At 59.8% G+C, this 15,242-nt stretch carries 12 protein-coding genes; 3 read left to right on the top strand and 9 right to left on the bottom strand.

Going from position 1 to position 15,242, the window contains the following annotated elements:
- Positions 1-3: 3 nt before the first annotated feature.
- From WJU23_RS13760 to WJU23_RS13745, 4 genes are all read right to left on the bottom strand, one after another.
- Positions 4-1,281: a PQQ-binding-like beta-propeller repeat protein gene (locus tag WJU23_RS13760; protein ID WP_346333165.1), complete on the bottom strand. Its 1,278-nt coding sequence runs from the start codon at positions 1,279-1,281 to the stop codon at positions 4-6.
- A gap of 92 nt (positions 1,282-1,373) precedes the next feature.
- Entirely contained in the window at positions 1,374-2,363 is a 990-nt protein-coding gene (locus tag WJU23_RS13755; RefSeq protein WP_346333164.1) for a type II secretion system F family protein, read from the bottom strand.
- A 53-nt stretch (positions 2,364-2,416) separates the two neighbouring features.
- On the bottom strand, positions 2,417-3,601 hold the full coding sequence (locus WJU23_RS13750; RefSeq protein WP_346333163.1) for a glycosyltransferase family 4 protein: 1,185 nt from the start codon (positions 3,599-3,601) through the stop codon (positions 2,417-2,419).
- Between the two features lie 48 nt (positions 3,602-3,649).
- Positions 3,650-3,838 carry a hypothetical protein gene (locus WJU23_RS13745; RefSeq protein ID WP_346333162.1) on the bottom strand — a complete coding sequence of 63 codons (189 nt, stop codon included), beginning with the start codon at positions 3,836-3,838 and terminating at the stop codon, positions 3,650-3,652.
- A gap of 130 nt (positions 3,839-3,968) precedes the next feature.
- Between WJU23_RS13745 and WJU23_RS13740 the strand changes: the two genes are divergently transcribed.
- Positions 3,969-5,360, top strand: a complete 1,392-nt coding sequence (locus WJU23_RS13740) for a sulfatase-like hydrolase/transferase (protein ID WP_346333161.1) — start codon at positions 3,969-3,971, stop codon at positions 5,358-5,360.
- Positions 5,361-5,412: 52 nt separating this feature from the next.
- On the top strand, positions 5,413-6,597 hold the full coding sequence (locus WJU23_RS13735) for an N-acetylglucosamine-6-phosphate deacetylase (protein WP_346333160.1): 1,185 nt from the start codon (positions 5,413-5,415) through the stop codon (positions 6,595-6,597).
- An 8-nt stretch (positions 6,598-6,605) separates the two neighbouring features.
- Here WJU23_RS13735 and WJU23_RS13730 read toward each other — a convergent pair whose 3' ends face one another.
- From WJU23_RS13730 to WJU23_RS13710, 5 genes are all read right to left on the bottom strand, one after another.
- On the bottom strand, positions 6,606-7,184 hold the full coding sequence (locus WJU23_RS13730; RefSeq protein WP_346333159.1) for a hypothetical protein: 579 nt from the start codon (positions 7,182-7,184) through the stop codon (positions 6,606-6,608).
- Positions 7,177-7,422, bottom strand: coding sequence for a hypothetical protein (locus WJU23_RS13725; protein ID WP_346333158.1), 246 nt, complete (start codon positions 7,420-7,422; stop codon positions 7,177-7,179). Before WJU23_RS13725 ends, WJU23_RS13730 begins: the two co-directional genes overlap by 8 nt.
- Before the next feature lie 38 nt (positions 7,423-7,460).
- On the bottom strand, positions 7,461-9,020 hold the full coding sequence (locus WJU23_RS13720; RefSeq protein WP_346333157.1) for a glycerol-3-phosphate dehydrogenase/oxidase: 1,560 nt from the start codon (positions 9,018-9,020) through the stop codon (positions 7,461-7,463).
- A gap of 63 nt (positions 9,021-9,083) precedes the next feature.
- Complete coding sequence (locus WJU23_RS13715; protein WP_346333156.1) at positions 9,084-11,558, bottom strand: glycosyltransferase; 2,475 nt, start codon at positions 11,556-11,558, stop codon at positions 9,084-9,086.
- Between the two features lie 81 nt (positions 11,559-11,639).
- Complete coding sequence (locus WJU23_RS13710) at positions 11,640-12,449, bottom strand: alpha/beta fold hydrolase (RefSeq protein WP_346333155.1); 810 nt, start codon at positions 12,447-12,449, stop codon at positions 11,640-11,642.
- Positions 12,450-12,638: 189 nt separating this feature from the next.
- Here WJU23_RS13710 and WJU23_RS13705 point away from each other — a divergent pair, with 189 nt between their 5' ends.
- A complete protein-coding gene (locus WJU23_RS13705; protein ID WP_346333154.1) occupies positions 12,639-15,236 on the top strand; it encodes a DEAD/DEAH box helicase in 2,598 nt (865 codons plus the stop codon).
- Positions 15,237-15,242: the final 6 nt, after the last annotated feature.

Raw genomic sequence — 15,242 nt, 5'->3', positions numbered from 1 at the left:
GGCTTACTGGATCTCCAGGCAAACGCCTTCTTCAGTGCTGCGGGCGAAGAGGCGGTCATAGGCCAGAACCGGATAGCTCCAGACCTTGCCATCCAGCACGTCATCGCGCTTCAACTCGGTGTATTTGTCGGTTTTCGCCTCGATGACGACGACCTCGCCCTTGTCACTGAGGGCGATGAGCTTGTCCCCTGCCAGGATGACCTGGCCCGGGCCAAAGCCCTCTTCTTTCCACATTTCCTTGCCCGTCTTGATGTCCACACAAGCCACCGGGCCGCTGCCGTAATTTTTAAAGCTGAACATGCCGTAAAGGTAACCGTCCTTCACCACCGGGGTGCTCCAGTGATTGGCCAGGTCGTTGCCTTCTTTGCGCCACAACGGCTCCGAGCTGAACTTGTCGCCGGATTTGCTGATCTTGAAGGCACCGGCACCCACATCATACCCTGCGGAGCAATAGACGATGTCCTCCCACACCACCGGCGAGGCTGCGGTGGAGACATTGAAGCGATATTCCTGGCGCCACAGCACCTTGCCATCCGCCGGCGTCACGGCCACCAGCCCGGTCTGCGTGAAGAAAATGCACTGGTGCACGCCATGAATGTCTGCGAGCACAGGGGTGGCATGGGTCATTTTGTCATCTTCACCCTTCCATACGACCTTGCCCGTGTCCTTGTTCAGGCCCAGCAGGGCCTGGCCTTCACCGCCGCCGCACATGAGCAGGATGTCCCCGTCAATCACCGGCGAGGCGGCATTCTGCCAGCGGATGTTCACTCCTGCGTTCTCTTTCATCACATCGTGGTTCCAGACCTTCTTACCCGTGGCCAGGTCAAAGCAAAACACGCCCAGGTTGGCGTCAATGGCATACACTTTGTCACCGCTCACCACCGGGGTGGAACGAGGGCCGTCGCCGCCTTTGTTGCCGGCCACACCCGCATCACCGCCACCGTCATATTTGCCGATGACCGTCAGCGGCTGGTTCCACACTTCTTTGCCGGTGCGCACGTCCAGCGCCACCAGCACCTCGCCCGTATTGCCGTCTGTTTCACCAGTCACGATGGTGAGGGCCTTGCCGCCAGCCACGGCAAAGGAGCTGAAGCCCGTTGGCGTCTCCGTTTTCCACAGGGTTTTGATTTTGGCGTTTTTCCAGTTGGCGATCTTGGTCGCCGGGATGGTGCCGTCATTATTGGGCCCGCGGAACTTGCCCCACTCGGCAGGGGTTTGGGCGCAAAGGCTGGCCGCGGTGAGGAGCGAGCCACTGATGAGGGTGAGGGTGGAGCGGTTCATAAGATGAAATTGCAGGGCCATGGGTAACGGATACCGGCCGCAGAGTCTTGCGAATGCCGGTGCCCACGGCAAGCAAAGACCTGTGAATTTCATCATTGCTCAATCAATTGGAAAATGCCGCTGTAATAACCTGTGACCATGGAAATGATGCGGTAGCCCACAAACAGCACCACCAGGAAGTAACCCATCTTCGGCAGCCACAGGGAGGCCTTTTCCATGGCCTGGGCGGCGCTGATCGTCTCCGCCGTCGTCCAGCGGGCCATCTCTTCATCCAGCTTCCCGACCTCCTCGGCAGTCGCCACGGAATTCACAAACAGAGCGTCAAAAGTCCCCGCATCTGCCATCCCCATCGAAAGCGTCTCCCCGGCCTCAATGCGCCTTGCCGCCACCTCCGCTCCGGCACGGAGGCTGCCGGACTGCGCCGCCTCCCCGGCCAGACGGCAGATTTCAGACATGCGCAGCCCGGCCAGCAGACCGGCATGGAAGACCTGGCAGAAGCGCGCAAGCGCCCAGTGCCGCCGCGCCGGGCCAATCCACGGCGCACGGTTTAACCACGTGTCCACCCCTGCGGAAGTAAGCGCCTTTTTGGAAAGCCACCTCCACAAAAAATACACCCCGGCCACGACCGCCCACAGCAAAGCAAACGACAGCAGGACCTTGGGGAGAAAGCCCGGCCCGTCGTCTGATGCCACAATGGCCGACGGCAGCTCAGGCAGGATGATCGCCAGGTGCAGCAAAATCAGCGGATAAATCATCGCCCCCCGCATCTGCTTCGCCGCTCCGTCGGCGGAGGCGTAATATCGCGCCAGGTGATTGAAAGCCGCACTCAGCTTGCCGCTGCGTTCACCCGCCTCCATCAGGGCCAGGTCCAGTCCGCTGACAGACTCCTGGTTATGCGAGCGGATGGCCTCCGTGAGACTTTTACCCTCCTCCAAGCCGCGCTTCAGCCCCTCCAGAAAAGCACGCGGGGCGGGCGCGGTTTTTTGCGACAGCAGCAGGTCCACCGAACGGTCCAGATGAAAATCCGCTTGGGTCAGCTTCGCCAGTTCGCGATAGAGGACAGTTTTTTCCGCTGGTTTCATATAGACATCTTGGTCAGCGGCGGGTCAGGTGGCGAGGGTAAAAGTGAACCGGCTTATTTCATGGCATAGGCATAAGCCCGTCGCAGTTCCGCCACACTGCGCTCCCAGCTCAGCTCGGTGGTGAGCCGCTCATGGCCGATGCGGCCCATCTCCGCCCGGCGCGGTTCATCGTCCAGCAGTTCCAGGATGGCATCGCCTAGTTTTTCAGCGGAGTTTTCCATGACATACAGCGCCGCATCCCCGGCTGAAAAACGCCCTTCTCGTGTGCCAAACATGACCTGCGCTTTGCTAAAGGCCATGTATTCCAGCGTCTTGTTCATCGTGCAGTGGTCGTTGTATTCATTGATCGGATCGCAGGCCACTCCCACGTCCATGGTCTTGAGGCCGGTGAACAAAAACTCATTGGAGACCCGCCCTGGCATGGCCACATGCTCCCGCAGGCCAAGCTCATCCCGCAGGCGCAGCAGCGTGGCATGCTCCGGGCCGCTGCCCATCAGCAAAAACTGCACATCCTGCCGCCCGCGCACCAAGACGATGTGCCGGGCCGCCTGGAGCAGATACTCCACCCCGTCCGCACTGCCCATCACTCCGATGTACCCAACCAGGAAACGGCGGCCGTTTTTAAAATCCGCATCCGCAGGAATGCCGGTGCGCAGCGTGTTCGGAGCCGTGCGGACGATGAAAACTTCATCATCACTTTTCTGCCCCCGCTTTTTCACTGCCGCCAGTACGCTCTGGTTCGTGGCCATCACCGCATCCGCGAGGGCCAGCGTGCAGCGCTCCGCCCAGCACACCGCCCGGTAAAGCAGCCCGCGTTTGCCAAACTTGGCCTCAAACATCTCCGGCCACAGGTCATGAACATCATAGATCACCCGCACCCCCGCCAGCAGCTTAAACGGCAGCGCCACCAGGAACAGCAGGTCCGGCGGATTGCACAGATGAATCACATCAAACCCGCCCCGCCTCCATGCCTTCAAGGCACAGCAATACTCCCCCCAAAGAGCCGTCGCATATTCCAAGATGAACCCCCGGATCCCCCGCGCCTCATCACTGATCCAGTGCCGATAAATCTGGATGCCCTCCAACACCTCCTCCGCCTCCGTATACCCCCGCATCTGCGGACAGATGACTGTCACCTCATGCCCCATGTCCCGCAGCGCACACGCCTCCTGCCACACCCGCCGGTCCAGCGGCACCGGCAGGTTTTCAACAATGATCAGAACTCGCAATATGGACATTGAACTGAGCCTTGCCGGATCTCGCTGTTTCGCAAGCGCTGAGACGACTCACTCCTCCAAGATCGAAGCCGAAACGCGGGCGATGATGTGGCCCTGGGGATCGCGGACGATGATTTTGCCATGCTCCACCACGGGCGTTTCGCCCATGCCTTCCACATAATCCGCCGCGAGATCCTTGCTGCAACCCAGCACCTGGCAGACGCGTGCGACGCGGGCATTGAATTCGGAATCAGTCATGGCTGGCATCTAACCTCATTCTAAAGAGGATGCTAGGCAAAAGGATGGGAACACTTTAGCGAGCCCCTTTCCCATTGTCTCCAAGGCAAAATGATGGAGAAATGCCTGTCTCCGGCCCCGTTACTCCTTCATGCGCTGTTTCCTGCTCCTCCTGACTCTCTGTTGCTCCGCTTTCGCGGCCCAGCCCAACGTGGTTTTCATCATCAGTGATGACCAGGGTTACCCGGACTTGGGCTGCATCGGCACGAAACCGGTGAAGACGCCGAACCTGGACAAACTGGCGGCCGAAGGTGTGCGCGGGACGAGTTTTTACGTGACCTGGCCGGCCTGCACCCCCTCACGCGGCAGCGTATTGACGGGGCGCTATCCACAGCGCAACGGCCTCTATGACATGGTGCGCAATGATCTGACCAATTATGGGTATGTTTTTGGCGCAGAAGAATATGCCGTGTCCCCTGAAATGACACTTGGCCTGGACCCGAAGGAGGTGACTATCGGTGACATGCTGAAAAAAGCCGGCTACGCCACCGGTTGCGTGGGCAAGTGGGATATGGGCCAGGCCAAACGCTACCTCCCCCTCCAGCGCGGCTTTGATTTCTTCTACGGTCACGGCAACAACGGCATCGATTATTACACCCATGAGCGCTACGGCGTCCCCTCCATCTTCCGGGGCAATCAGCGCACGGAGGAGGACAAGGGCAAGTACATCACCGATGTCTTCCGCCGGGAGTCGCTCTACTTCGTCAATGAGCAGCTCGGGCAGAAGCCGTTCTTCCTTTACCTAGCCTTCAATGCGCCACACGGAGCCTCCTCATTTGGCGAGGGAACGGAGTCCGGGGTGAGGCGCAAGGGTGGCCCCGGGGTGCAAGTGCCAGAAGAATATGCGGCCATGTATCGTGATGAAGTGAAGGAAGACAAGCTGGCCCGTTACTATGGCGCTGTCACCTGCATGGACGAAGCTATCGGCGCGGTGATGGAGGCCGTGGACAAGGCCGGGCAGACGGATAACACGATCTTCATTTTCATGTCTGATAACGGCGGCAGCGGCAATGGCGGCAATGCTCCGCTGACCGGCAGCAAGAGCACCATGTGGGAGGGCGGCCTGCGCGTGCCCTTCATCATGCGCTGGCCCGGCAAGCTGCCCGCCGGCAAGGTGACGGATGAATTCATCACCGCCCTGGAACTGGTCCCCACCCTCCTCTCCGCCACCGGCACACCCGCACCTGAGGGCATCCCGATGGACGGCTTCGACATGCTGCCCATCCTGCGTGGCGAGGCGAAGTCCCCTCGAAAAGACATGTTCTGGCAGCGTCGCACGGACAAAGCAGCACGTGTGGGCAACTGGAAGTGGGTGGATTCCGCCAAGGGCAAGGGCCTCTTCGACCTGAGTACGGACATCGGCGAGAAGAAGGATCTCTCCAAAGAAAAGCCTGAGGTGCTGAAGATGATGCAAGACCAGTTTGCCGCCTGGAGAAAGACGATGGATGAAACCGAAGACCGCGGCCCTTTCCGCGATTTTTAATCCTTATTGCACTTTTTGTTAGTCTTCGCGCGGGCCGTTTGAGGCTACCTGCATGCATCCAAGACTCTTCATCAACGGCACCGTCATCCTCCCTGATGGTCTGGTGGAAAACGCTGCTGTGTTCTGCCGCCAGGGCCGCATTGAATCTGTGGGCCTTGTCAAAGCCACACTGCCCGCAGACGTGGAAATCGTGGATGCAAAGGGAGGTTACATCTCACCTGGTTTTGTGGACATCCACGTTCATGGCGGAGCCGGTGCGGACTTCATGGATGGCACCGCCGAGGCTGTGCGCACGGCCTGTGCAGCCCATGCCCGCCACGGCACCACGACAATCTTTCCCACCACGACCACAGGCGCACCTGCCCAAATCGAGGCCATGCTTTCCGCCTGTGCGGAGGTGCAAAAGAATCGCCGCGCAGAGGATGGAGCCCGCATCGCAGGCGTGCATTTTTACGGACCTTTCTTTGCCGAGGACAAGGTCGGCTGCCACAGCCTGGAAGGCCGGCGCTGCCCCTCGGAGAAGGAATACGCGCGCTATTTTCAGACCGGCCTCATCCGGGTGGCCACCTGCGCGGCGGAGCTGCCGGGGGCGGAAGCCTTTTACCGTGCGGCCCGCAAGCGGCGCTGTCTCATCACCTGTGGTCATTCCAATGCAAGCTGGCAGGAGATGGACCGCGCCTTTCGTGCAGGCATGCGGCATGTGGATCACTTTTGGTGTGCCATGAGTTCCGTCTCCTCCGTCCGCGCCCGGCTGGGCGTGCCCATGCAGGGCAGCATGCTGGAGTATGTCCTGGGGAATCCGGAGATGAGCACCGAGGTCATCGCCGACGGCTGCCACCTGGCCCCGGAGCTCCTGGAATTCGCCTGGCGCATGAAGACCGCCCGCCGCCTCTGCCTGGTCACCGATGCCAACCGCGCCCTGGATCTGCCACCGGGCAAATACCGCTTCGGTTCAGAACAGGACGGCTCCTGGTTTGAGAGCGATGGCCAGGTCGGCTGGGCGCCCAACGGCAGTCTGGCCAGTTCCATCATGGGCATGGACCACATGGTGCGGCACATGAAAAAAGCCACCCGCGCACCGCTGCCGGACATCATCCGCATGGCCAGCCTCACCCCCGCCGAACGCACCGGCATCGCCCACGAAACCGGCAGCCTGGAAAAAGGCAAACGCGCCGACATCCTCCTCCTCAACCGCCGGCTGGAAGTGAGGAAGGTGTTTATGGGACACTCTGCTTAATCTGCGCTTTACCGCATTTCAGCCTCAGTAATAGCCCTGTCCAAAAGGTCCTGCACTTTGAGCTCCCTCGCATTTTCCACAAGCAAGTCCATGTCTAGAGAAGCTCCTTGGAGCCGTATCATGCCGAGTATGTCCTGCCACTGACGGTCTGATATTTCATCACCAAGTCTGAACCATTCCAGCTTCGCTGCGATCATATCCTCACGACAGGTGACTTTGATCTGCGGTCCATCTTCTCCTGCCAGATGAATGAGTTGAATTCGCGTAAACTGCCCTTGCTCGAAAGCTCGAAATTTGGCCGCAAAAACATCAACCTTGAGAGCCGTGTTCATATTGATCAAATTAAATGAAGTTCGCGAGGTAATAGCTTCACGAATGGCAGCTTCATCAGCATACCAGTCTTCACCAAGATTTTTCACAAGCGGAAGTGCATGGGAAGGGCGCAGATTGGCTACTATATCCGCATCCAGCGTCGCTCTGGGTACACCGTAAATCGAACTTGCCAGCGAGCCTCCCAAAAACCAAGGCACTTTGAGTTCGTCCAAAATTTGGGCCACTTCCAAGGCGGCTTTCAGATTTTCATCCATGAACTTTGATGGCATGGGCAGCGACTTTGGCGGCAAGCTCGGGTCCCAGCCAGCGGATGGCAAAAAGCGCACGGACTTCCTGCTCGCTGGCTTCCGGTTTTTCTTGCCGGACTTGTTGCAAAATGAGAGTCCTTAACGTCTGGCTCCAGCCCAAGGCAACCGACAGACGCTTGCCTGGCGTCATTCGCCGCAAAGCTTCAATCTGCATCTGGGCTGCCTTCGCAGAGGTGTCAGTCATGCGGTCAATGTGTCACGCAGTACGCCAAATGTCCACCCTCAAGGATCCAGCAGATAACCCCTGGCCAGCGTTGCATAAGCGCTGACCTGCGCCGTTTCCCACGCGGCATCTTTGCCCATTTCACGGGCCATCAGGCTGGCCACGACGGGGGCGGCCTCGATGCTGGCACGCGCATCCAGCAGCAGGGCGCGGGTGCGGCGGGAGAGGACGTCCTCCACGGTGCGGGCCATCTCATGACGGACATGCCAGATGACTTCCGCGCGGATGAATTCCAGCTTCGGATGCAGGGTTTCGCCCAATATGGCATCTTCCTGAACCAGCGTCCGAATGCCCGTGACATCACTGCCGTAATAATGCAGGTGACTTTCCTCCAGCGGCACCGCCACGGCCCCATGAACGGGCAGTTCATGAGTGGAACAATAGCGGTGGTCCAGAGCTCCGATCATCTCTGCATGGTCAATCACATCCTCCGCCATTTTGCGATAGGTCGTCCATTTTCCACCGGCCAAAGTGATGAGTCCGGAATCCGAAATGGAGATGAGATGATCTCGTGACAGCGCCGCCGTGGAGCTGGCATCCGACTTGATGAGCGGGCGCAATCCGGCATACACGCTTAGCACATCCGCACGCGTGGGATCACGGGAGAGGTAACGGCTGACCTGGGTAAAAATGAACTCGATTTCCTCAGCCAGCGCACGCGGTTCCAGCGACGCATTTTCCACAGGTGTATCCGTGGTTCCCACCACGACTCGCCCATGCCAGGGCACGGCGAAGAGCACGCGCCCGTCATCCGTTTTCGGAATCATGATGGCCGTATCGCCCGGCAAAAATTCACGCGGCAGCACAAAGTGGATGCCCTGGCTGGGGCTGAGCATCGTCTTGGCCTGCGGATCATCCATCAGGCGCACTTCATCAGCAAAGACACCCGTGGCATTGATGACCACCTTGGCAGCAACCTCCGCTTCCTCACCCGTTTCTTCATCGCGCAGTTTCACTCCGGCCACATGGTCCCCATTTTTGACAATGCCAGCGCAGCGCACGTAATTGAGCAGCACCGCTCCCTTTTCCACCGCTGTCTGCGCCAGGTTAATGGCCAGGCGCGAGTCATCAAACTGGCCGTCATGATAAATGATGCCTCCCGTTAGATCCTGCTGCTCAATGTTAGGCAGCAGGCCGATCACATCCTCGCGATTCAAATAACGCGACGGCTCCAGCCCGAGTTTACCAGCCAGCCCGTCATACACCTTCAGCCCGATGCCATAAAACGGCCCTTCCCACCAGTGGTAATTGGGAATCACAAACGGCAGGCTGTGCACCAGGTGCGGCGCATTCCGGCACATCAGGCCGCGCTCGCGCAGCGCCTCCAAGACCAGGGAGACATTCCCTTGCTTCAAATAACGCACCCCCCCATGCACCAGCTTGGTGCTACGGCTGGATGTGCCCTTGGCAAAGTCCGCCTGCTCCACCAGCAGCACGGAGTGCCCCCGCAACGCTCCATCCACCGCTGCCCCCAGGCCAGAAGCGCCGCCGCCAATGATGACAATGTCAAAAGGTTCCGTCCTGGAGGACAGCTCAGCAAGGGAGGCGAGGCGCTTCATGATTATTCAGGTTAACGAATGCCACACCGGCTGCCGAGAAGAATTCATCGCTGGATGCTGAATTCAGGCCTTTGGCTTCTGGTTTAGACCGGCTTCACTGGCTGCTTTCAAAACAATTCTTTTCCATACATTCATCCTTAGACGGGTAGCGGCTACTGCAATCACCAGGGCTCCAATGGATTGCCACATCCATGGCGACAGAAGTGTGAGCACGCTGATGAGCAAGGCATGCGGCACCAACGGCCGGATGTGCACCCGCACCATCACCCGTACTCGGGTCAGCCGTCGCTCCCTGCCATGATATTCCGTGACAGTCAGATAGGCAGGTGACATAAACCACTGCGGCGCGGCTTCAATGTCGAACAACCTCCAGCCGTCATCCGATCGAATCACCAGATTCTGTCTGGCGAGTTCTTCCTGGAGGCAATTCAGCAGCCGCGTTCTGTCAACTCCAGCCTCGTTCCAGAACGCCACTTCTCCCAGGCTAAAGGAGATTTTTTTAGGCCGCCTCAACTCTTGGATCTGACTCCAGTTTCTCTCTCCCCCCGGCCTGGCCCCCAGCTTTACCATTCCCAGCAGCCTTTCCCATTCTCGTAAAACTGGCTGCCACCAGCACAGGCCTAACAATAAGAATGACTCTGCCAGGCTCAATAAAAACGGCGCATGGGTCAGACTGCGCAGACGGCAGGCGGCCAGCATCAGTGAAAGGCTCAAGATCATCGCAGCCACAAGCGGCACCTGCACCAGCAGGGCGATCAGCAACATGGCCACCCACAGCACCCCGCCCATCCAGTCCAGCCAGCAGCGGCTGCCCTGACGGTAGATGCCCTGGAACAGTCCCTGGCCCATTGGCCCATGGAAAATACTGCCTTCCCGCAGATGCAACGTGGCAGCGCGGTCCCCATAGATCCCGCCAAACCAGCGCGCCCCGCCCAGCGGACCAAAGCGCTCCGGGTGATCCTTCATCAACAGCGCTTCGGCCCGGCCATAACCGCGCTGCTGGCGGAAATACGCACCCACCGTGTAGCGCCGGTGATGCCACACCATCGCCCCAGGGACGAAGTGCAGCTTTCCGCTTGCCTCCCGCAGCCGCCAGCACACGTCCACATCATCTCCGGCCACCTGATACTGCGGGCGGAAGCCACCAATGGCCTCCAGCGCTGTTTTGCGGATGGCCAGGTTGCACCCCGGCAGGTGCTCGGCCTCGCTGTCCGTTAACAACACATGAGCCGGTGCTCCTGGCGCCGCTCCCACCACCGCCTCCGTGCGGTTGCGCGGCTCTGGCGGGATGTTCGGCCCGCCTGCGGCCACCCATTGCGGATCCCCAAAACCTAACGACAAGTATTTCAACCAGTCCTCGTCCACCAGGCAGTCATCATCTGTGTAAGCCAGGATCTCCCCCGTCGCCAGAGAAGCCCCCAAATTGCGCGCTATGCTCAGCCCCGCATGCTCCTGCCGCACATAACGCACCTGTGAAAAATCCCTGGCCATGCCTGCAATGTCTTCTGTGGAGCCATCGTCAATCAGCAGCACCTCAAAGTTAGTATAGCGCAGACGGCCCAGAGATTCCAGACAGGCCCGCAACGTCGCTGTGCCATTGTAGGTGCACACGATGACCGAAATTGACCACGTCCGCCCCATCGGCTCCAGGGCATTTCCGCCCTGCTTCAGACGCTGGCAGATCTCCCGCTCCTGCCTGTTCACATCCACCAGCCCAAACCGCCATTGGTTGACATCCTCTTCACCACGAAACCATTCGTCCGTGTAGCTAAACCACACCGTCCCGGCCACGGCCTTCTCCGTGCATACGTTGGCAAACCAGGCCTGCGTTTCCGCCTGCGCCCTTTCCCCATGCGCCGCCGTATCCAGGCCAAATTCAGTGATCACCAGCGGTTTGTTGCCCGCCAGATTTTGCAACCTTTGCAGGTAGGCCGCCAAGGCTGCCGGATCTTCCAGATAAAGATTCACCGCCAGGAAATCCGCATTGCGCGGGATCAGGTACTCTGTGCTCGGATACGTCGCATAGCTGACCAGCGCCTGCGGGGCGATATCATGCACGGCCTCAATCAGGTCCTCCAAAAAATGCTGCACCCGCGCCGGCCCCATCCAGCGCACCAGGGTTTTTTCGATCTCGTTGCCGATCAGAAAGCCTGCCACACACGGCTCATCCTTCAGCCGTGTCACTGTCTGTCTTATCTTCTCCAAGATCTCCTTTTTTAACCGGCTATCCCGCATGAAATCCACATGATCCGTCCAGGGAATGCCCACCAGCAGCCGCAATCCCAGTTTCGTCGCTGCATGCAGTACCGCCGCCGCCGGCAGTTCGTAGAGCCGCACCGTGTTAAAACCCAGCTCCCGGATGTGTCTCAGATCCTCCTCCAGCCTGGCATCTTCCGGGTAAGGCTCCCCACGGGCATTTGGCTTGAAAGGCCCGTAGGTTACCCCCCGCATGAGCCACTTCTCCTCCCCAGCACGCAGCCACTTACCCCCCGTCATCAGACGGGGGAAAGACGGGTTGGCTGGCACGGGATCGGGCATAAATCAATCAAGCATGAACGCTGCCCGGGGGAAAGCCATTCGCTGGCAAACCGCAGACTATTCTCGTCCAGTCAGCCCGCTTCACATTCCCGCCATGGTCACCCCAAGTTCCTCGGCGATCCCAGCCAGGATGTGGTTGTGATCCCAGCCTTCCTTTTCATGAAGGATGACCTTCCCAGGATGCGCTGCCGCCAGCTCCCGGCTCATGCTCACAGGGATGACCTCATCCTTTGTGCCATGAAAAATAACCACCCGCGCCCCCTGCTCCACCACCTGCGCCAGCGTCTTGCGGTTGTCAAAACGGTGCATGTTCACATAGCACAGCGGCCAGCCCAGGATGCGCTTGCCCATGTCCGTCAGCGTGGTGAAGGGCGCAATGAGCACGATGTTTTCAATGTGCAAATCCGCCGCCGCCATCAGGCCCGCAGCGCACCCAATGGAATGCGCCAGCACCCCCAGCCGGGGTTGCAGTCTCTCCACCGGTTCCTTCAAATGCGCCGCCAGAGCCGCCACCGCCGCATTGGAACTTTCCCGGATCTTCGCCGGTGAGGGCGACCCCTCACAGTCCCCATAGCCTGGATAGTCCACCAGCAGATAGGCAAAGCCCGGATCCCACTGCCCCACCCGGTGCAGCCAGTTCAGCCCCAGCGAGGCATTCCCCGCAAAGCACAGCCACACCGTCTTCGGCACCGCCTGTCCGTTCTTTGGCGGGATGTAATGCGCCACCTGCTTGCCCTGCCCGGTCACATATTCCAGCGGCAGCCCCTGGTGCTTCACCAGGACATGCCGGTGCTCCGCATTGTAGGCACTGGGGTAATAGATCAGTTTGGTCTGGCACCCGAGCAAAAGCAAAACAGGCACCAGCATGAGAAGCAGGAGCAGACGAAACATTCGAAAAAGGAAATTCACAGGCAGCAAAGGTGACAACCTTAGGCATACCATAAATAAGAAGAAGAGACCAATTCACTTTAGGGGTGATTTGCCCTCCGAATACGTTCCCAGGCCCGCTTCCGCGCGTAGGCAAAGCAATTTCTGAACAACCGGCTGATTTGGCTCCGTCCTGCGTATCATACGCACACCATGCCGCGCCTGAAATCCAGTGCCAAAAAGCCGCCTCCCACTTCCAGGGTGGCAGGCAGCCTGCACCCGAGCTTGCAAGCCTGGATCGCCTCTTCGTTTGGCCACCTCACACAGGCCCAGGAGCTCACCTTGCCGCACATCCTCGCAGGCCGCTCCGTGTTGCTGTCCTCTCCTACCGGCAGCGGCAAGACACTGGCGGGTTTCCTGGGCATCCTGGATCATCTGCTGCGCGAGCATGATGCGGGCACGCTGGGCAATTGCATCCGCGCCATCTACATCTCCCCGCTGCGCGCGCTGACCTACGACATTCAAAAAAACCTCATGGCCCCTCTGGAGGGCATGGGCCTGGCAGACATCATCCGTATCGGGTTACGCTCGGGCGATACGACCGCCAGTGAGCGCGCCCAGCTCAAGCGCAAACCTCCGCACATCCTGCTGACCACCCCGGAAAGCCTGGCGATCATCCTTCCTCAGGTGGGCTGGGCGCAGGCCTTGCAGGATGTCCGGTTCATCATCGTGGATGAGCTGCATTCCCTGGCTGAAAATAAACGCGGCGCGCATCTCACCCTCAGCCTGGAGCGCCTGGCCCATCGTCTTCCCCAGCCCCTGGTGCGCATCGGCCTGTCCGCTACTGCCGCCCCGCTGCCGGTCCTGGCGGAGCTGTTAGTGGGCACCGGGCGCGCCTGTGAAATCGTCGAAGCCCGCATGGAGCGCCGCCGCCGGGTGGAGGTGCTTTCTCCACTGCGCCGCAATCCTTATCCGCCCACCGGTTTTACCGCTCAACGGGTGATGCAGGACATCGCCGCCACCGTCGAGCGCAACCGCAGCGTCATCATCTTCTGCAACATGCGCAGCAGCACGGAAAGCGTGACCTACCGGCTGAAGAACGCCCTGCCCAAGCTGGCGGACAAGATTGAGGCCCATCACGCCTCATTGGATCGCGATGTGCGTCTGGATGTGGAAGACCGGCTCAAAAATGGCAGCCTCCGCGCCGTGGTGTGCAGCACCAGTTTGGAAATGGGCATTGATATCGGCAGTGTGGACTGCGTGGTCATGATCTCCACGCCCAAAGGCATCAGCCGCGCCCTCCAGCGCATCGGTCGCAGCGGCCATAGCATCCATGCCGAGAGCCACGGCATCCTGGTGGCCACCAACGTCAATGACCTCATGGAGTGCATCGTCTGTGCGGAGATGACCCGCGCCGTGCAACTGGATGAGGTCCGCGTTTTGGAAAAGCCCCTGGACGTGCTGGCCCAGCACCTGGTCGGTATGGCCATGGAGGGCGGTTATACACGGGACCTGGCCCTGGCCACCATCCGCGCGGCGTCTCCCTTCAAACACCTCACCGGCCAGGAGCTGGACCGCGTGCTGAATTACCTGGAAGGCGGCGGCCGTACTCTGCAAAAGCAGTACAGTGAAAACTTCGGCAAGCTCATCTGGCTTGATGACTGCCTGGCAGTGCCTAACAAAAAGGTGGAACGCGAATACCTGGCCAATGTCGGCGTCATCCACACAGAGGGTGCCGTGAGTGTTTTTCTCGGCAAGCGCCGCCTCGGGCAGGTGGAGGAGTCCTTCATGAAGCGGCTGAAAACCGGTGACATCTTTGTCTTCGCCGGTCGCATGGTGAAGCTCATCGAGACCGGCATTGGCGAGGCCAAGGTCGAAGACGCCACTGGCCGCCTGCCCACTGTGCCCTCCTGGAATGCCAACAAAATGCCCCTCACCTCCGGCCTGGCCCGCGAGGTCGCCAAACTCCGGACCGAGCTGGCCGCCAGGGTAGGCACGGATGCGGATGAGGCTGTCTGCGACTGGCTGATCGAGCGCTACGAAATCTCCAACAGCAACGCCCTGGCCATCCTCAATCATTGCCGCAACCAGCTCCGCGTATCCCGCATCCCCACCGAGCACACCTTGCTCATCGAGCGATTCGTGGATGACCGTGAGGGCAGCGATCCCGACCTCGTACAGTTCTTTTTCCACACTCTCATCGGCCGCAGTGCCAATGATGCCCTCAGCCGCATCATCGCCCATCGCGTGAAAACCGCCGTCGGCGGCAATGCCATGGTCACCATTGATGATTACGGTTTTCTCCTGACGCTGAAAACCTTTCAGGACATGGGACTGGAAGAGTGGAAGGTCATCTTTGAAAAAGGCCATCCCGAGGCCGACATGCGCTCGGCCCTGCAAGATAGCGAGCTGGTGAAATGGAACTTCCGTGGCGTTGCCCAAACGGGTCTGATGGTACCACGCAACCGCCCTGGCCAGGACCGCAAAATCAAGCAGCTCCGCTGGAGCACGGAGATCCTCTTTCGCGTTCTCACGGAGCATGAGCCGGACCACCCCATGCTCGTGCAGTCTTATCAGGAAGCCACCCACACTTTTCTGGACCTGCCTCGCGCCGAGGCGTTCCTGGAGACAACGGCGGTCCTGGACTGGCATCTGGTGGAGGTGCCCGTGGTCAGCCCCTTTTCCTTCGGCCTCTTCGCAAGCAAGATCAAAGAAGGCATGATGCTGGAGGACCCCGAGGAGGCCATCGAGCGGCTGTGGCGGGAATATGAAAAGAAGGTGGGCGGAGTTGCGGATGGAGGCTTGCGATAAGGCGCG

Origin of the sequence: Prosthecobacter sp. SYSU 5D2 (genome assembly GCF_039655865.1) — a bacterium.
Lineage (GTDB): Bacteria > Verrucomicrobiota > Verrucomicrobiia > Verrucomicrobiales > Verrucomicrobiaceae > Prosthecobacter.
This window is presented reverse-complemented; position numbering and strand designations above follow the sequence as displayed.

Excerpts from the sequence above, each read along its gene's own strand:
- WJU23_RS13760 (WP_346333165.1), bottom strand. The coding sequence starts at position 1,281 with ATGAACCGCTCCACCCTCACCCTCATCAGTGGCTCGCTCCTCACCGCG.
- WJU23_RS13755 (WP_346333164.1), bottom strand. The coding sequence starts at position 2,363 with ATGAAACCAGCGGAAAAAACTGTCCTCTATCGCGAACTGGCGAAGCTG.
- WJU23_RS13750 (WP_346333163.1), bottom strand. The coding sequence starts at position 3,601 with ATGTCCATATTGCGAGTTCTGATCATTGTTGAAAACCTGCCGGTGCCG.
- WJU23_RS13745 (WP_346333162.1), bottom strand. The coding sequence starts at position 3,838 with ATGACTGATTCCGAATTCAATGCCCGCGTCGCACGCGTCTGCCAGGTG.
- WJU23_RS13740 (WP_346333161.1), top strand. The coding sequence starts at position 3,969 with ATGCGCTGTTTCCTGCTCCTCCTGACTCTCTGTTGCTCCGCTTTCGCG.
- WJU23_RS13735 (WP_346333160.1), top strand. The coding sequence starts at position 5,413 with ATGCATCCAAGACTCTTCATCAACGGCACCGTCATCCTCCCTGATGGT.
- WJU23_RS13730 (WP_346333159.1), bottom strand. The coding sequence starts at position 7,184 with ATGGATGAAAATCTGAAAGCCGCCTTGGAAGTGGCCCAAATTTTGGAC.
- WJU23_RS13725 (WP_346333158.1), bottom strand. The coding sequence starts at position 7,422 with ATGACTGACACCTCTGCGAAGGCAGCCCAGATGCAGATTGAAGCTTTG.
- WJU23_RS13720 (WP_346333157.1), bottom strand. The coding sequence starts at position 9,020 with ATGAAGCGCCTCGCCTCCCTTGCTGAGCTGTCCTCCAGGACGGAACCT.
- WJU23_RS13715 (WP_346333156.1), bottom strand. The coding sequence starts at position 11,558 with ATGCCCGATCCCGTGCCAGCCAACCCGTCTTTCCCCCGTCTGATGACG.
- WJU23_RS13710 (WP_346333155.1), bottom strand. The coding sequence starts at position 12,449 with ATGTTTCGTCTGCTCCTGCTTCTCATGCTGGTGCCTGTTTTGCTTTTG.
- WJU23_RS13705 (WP_346333154.1), top strand. The coding sequence starts at position 12,639 with ATGCCGCGCCTGAAATCCAGTGCCAAAAAGCCGCCTCCCACTTCCAGG.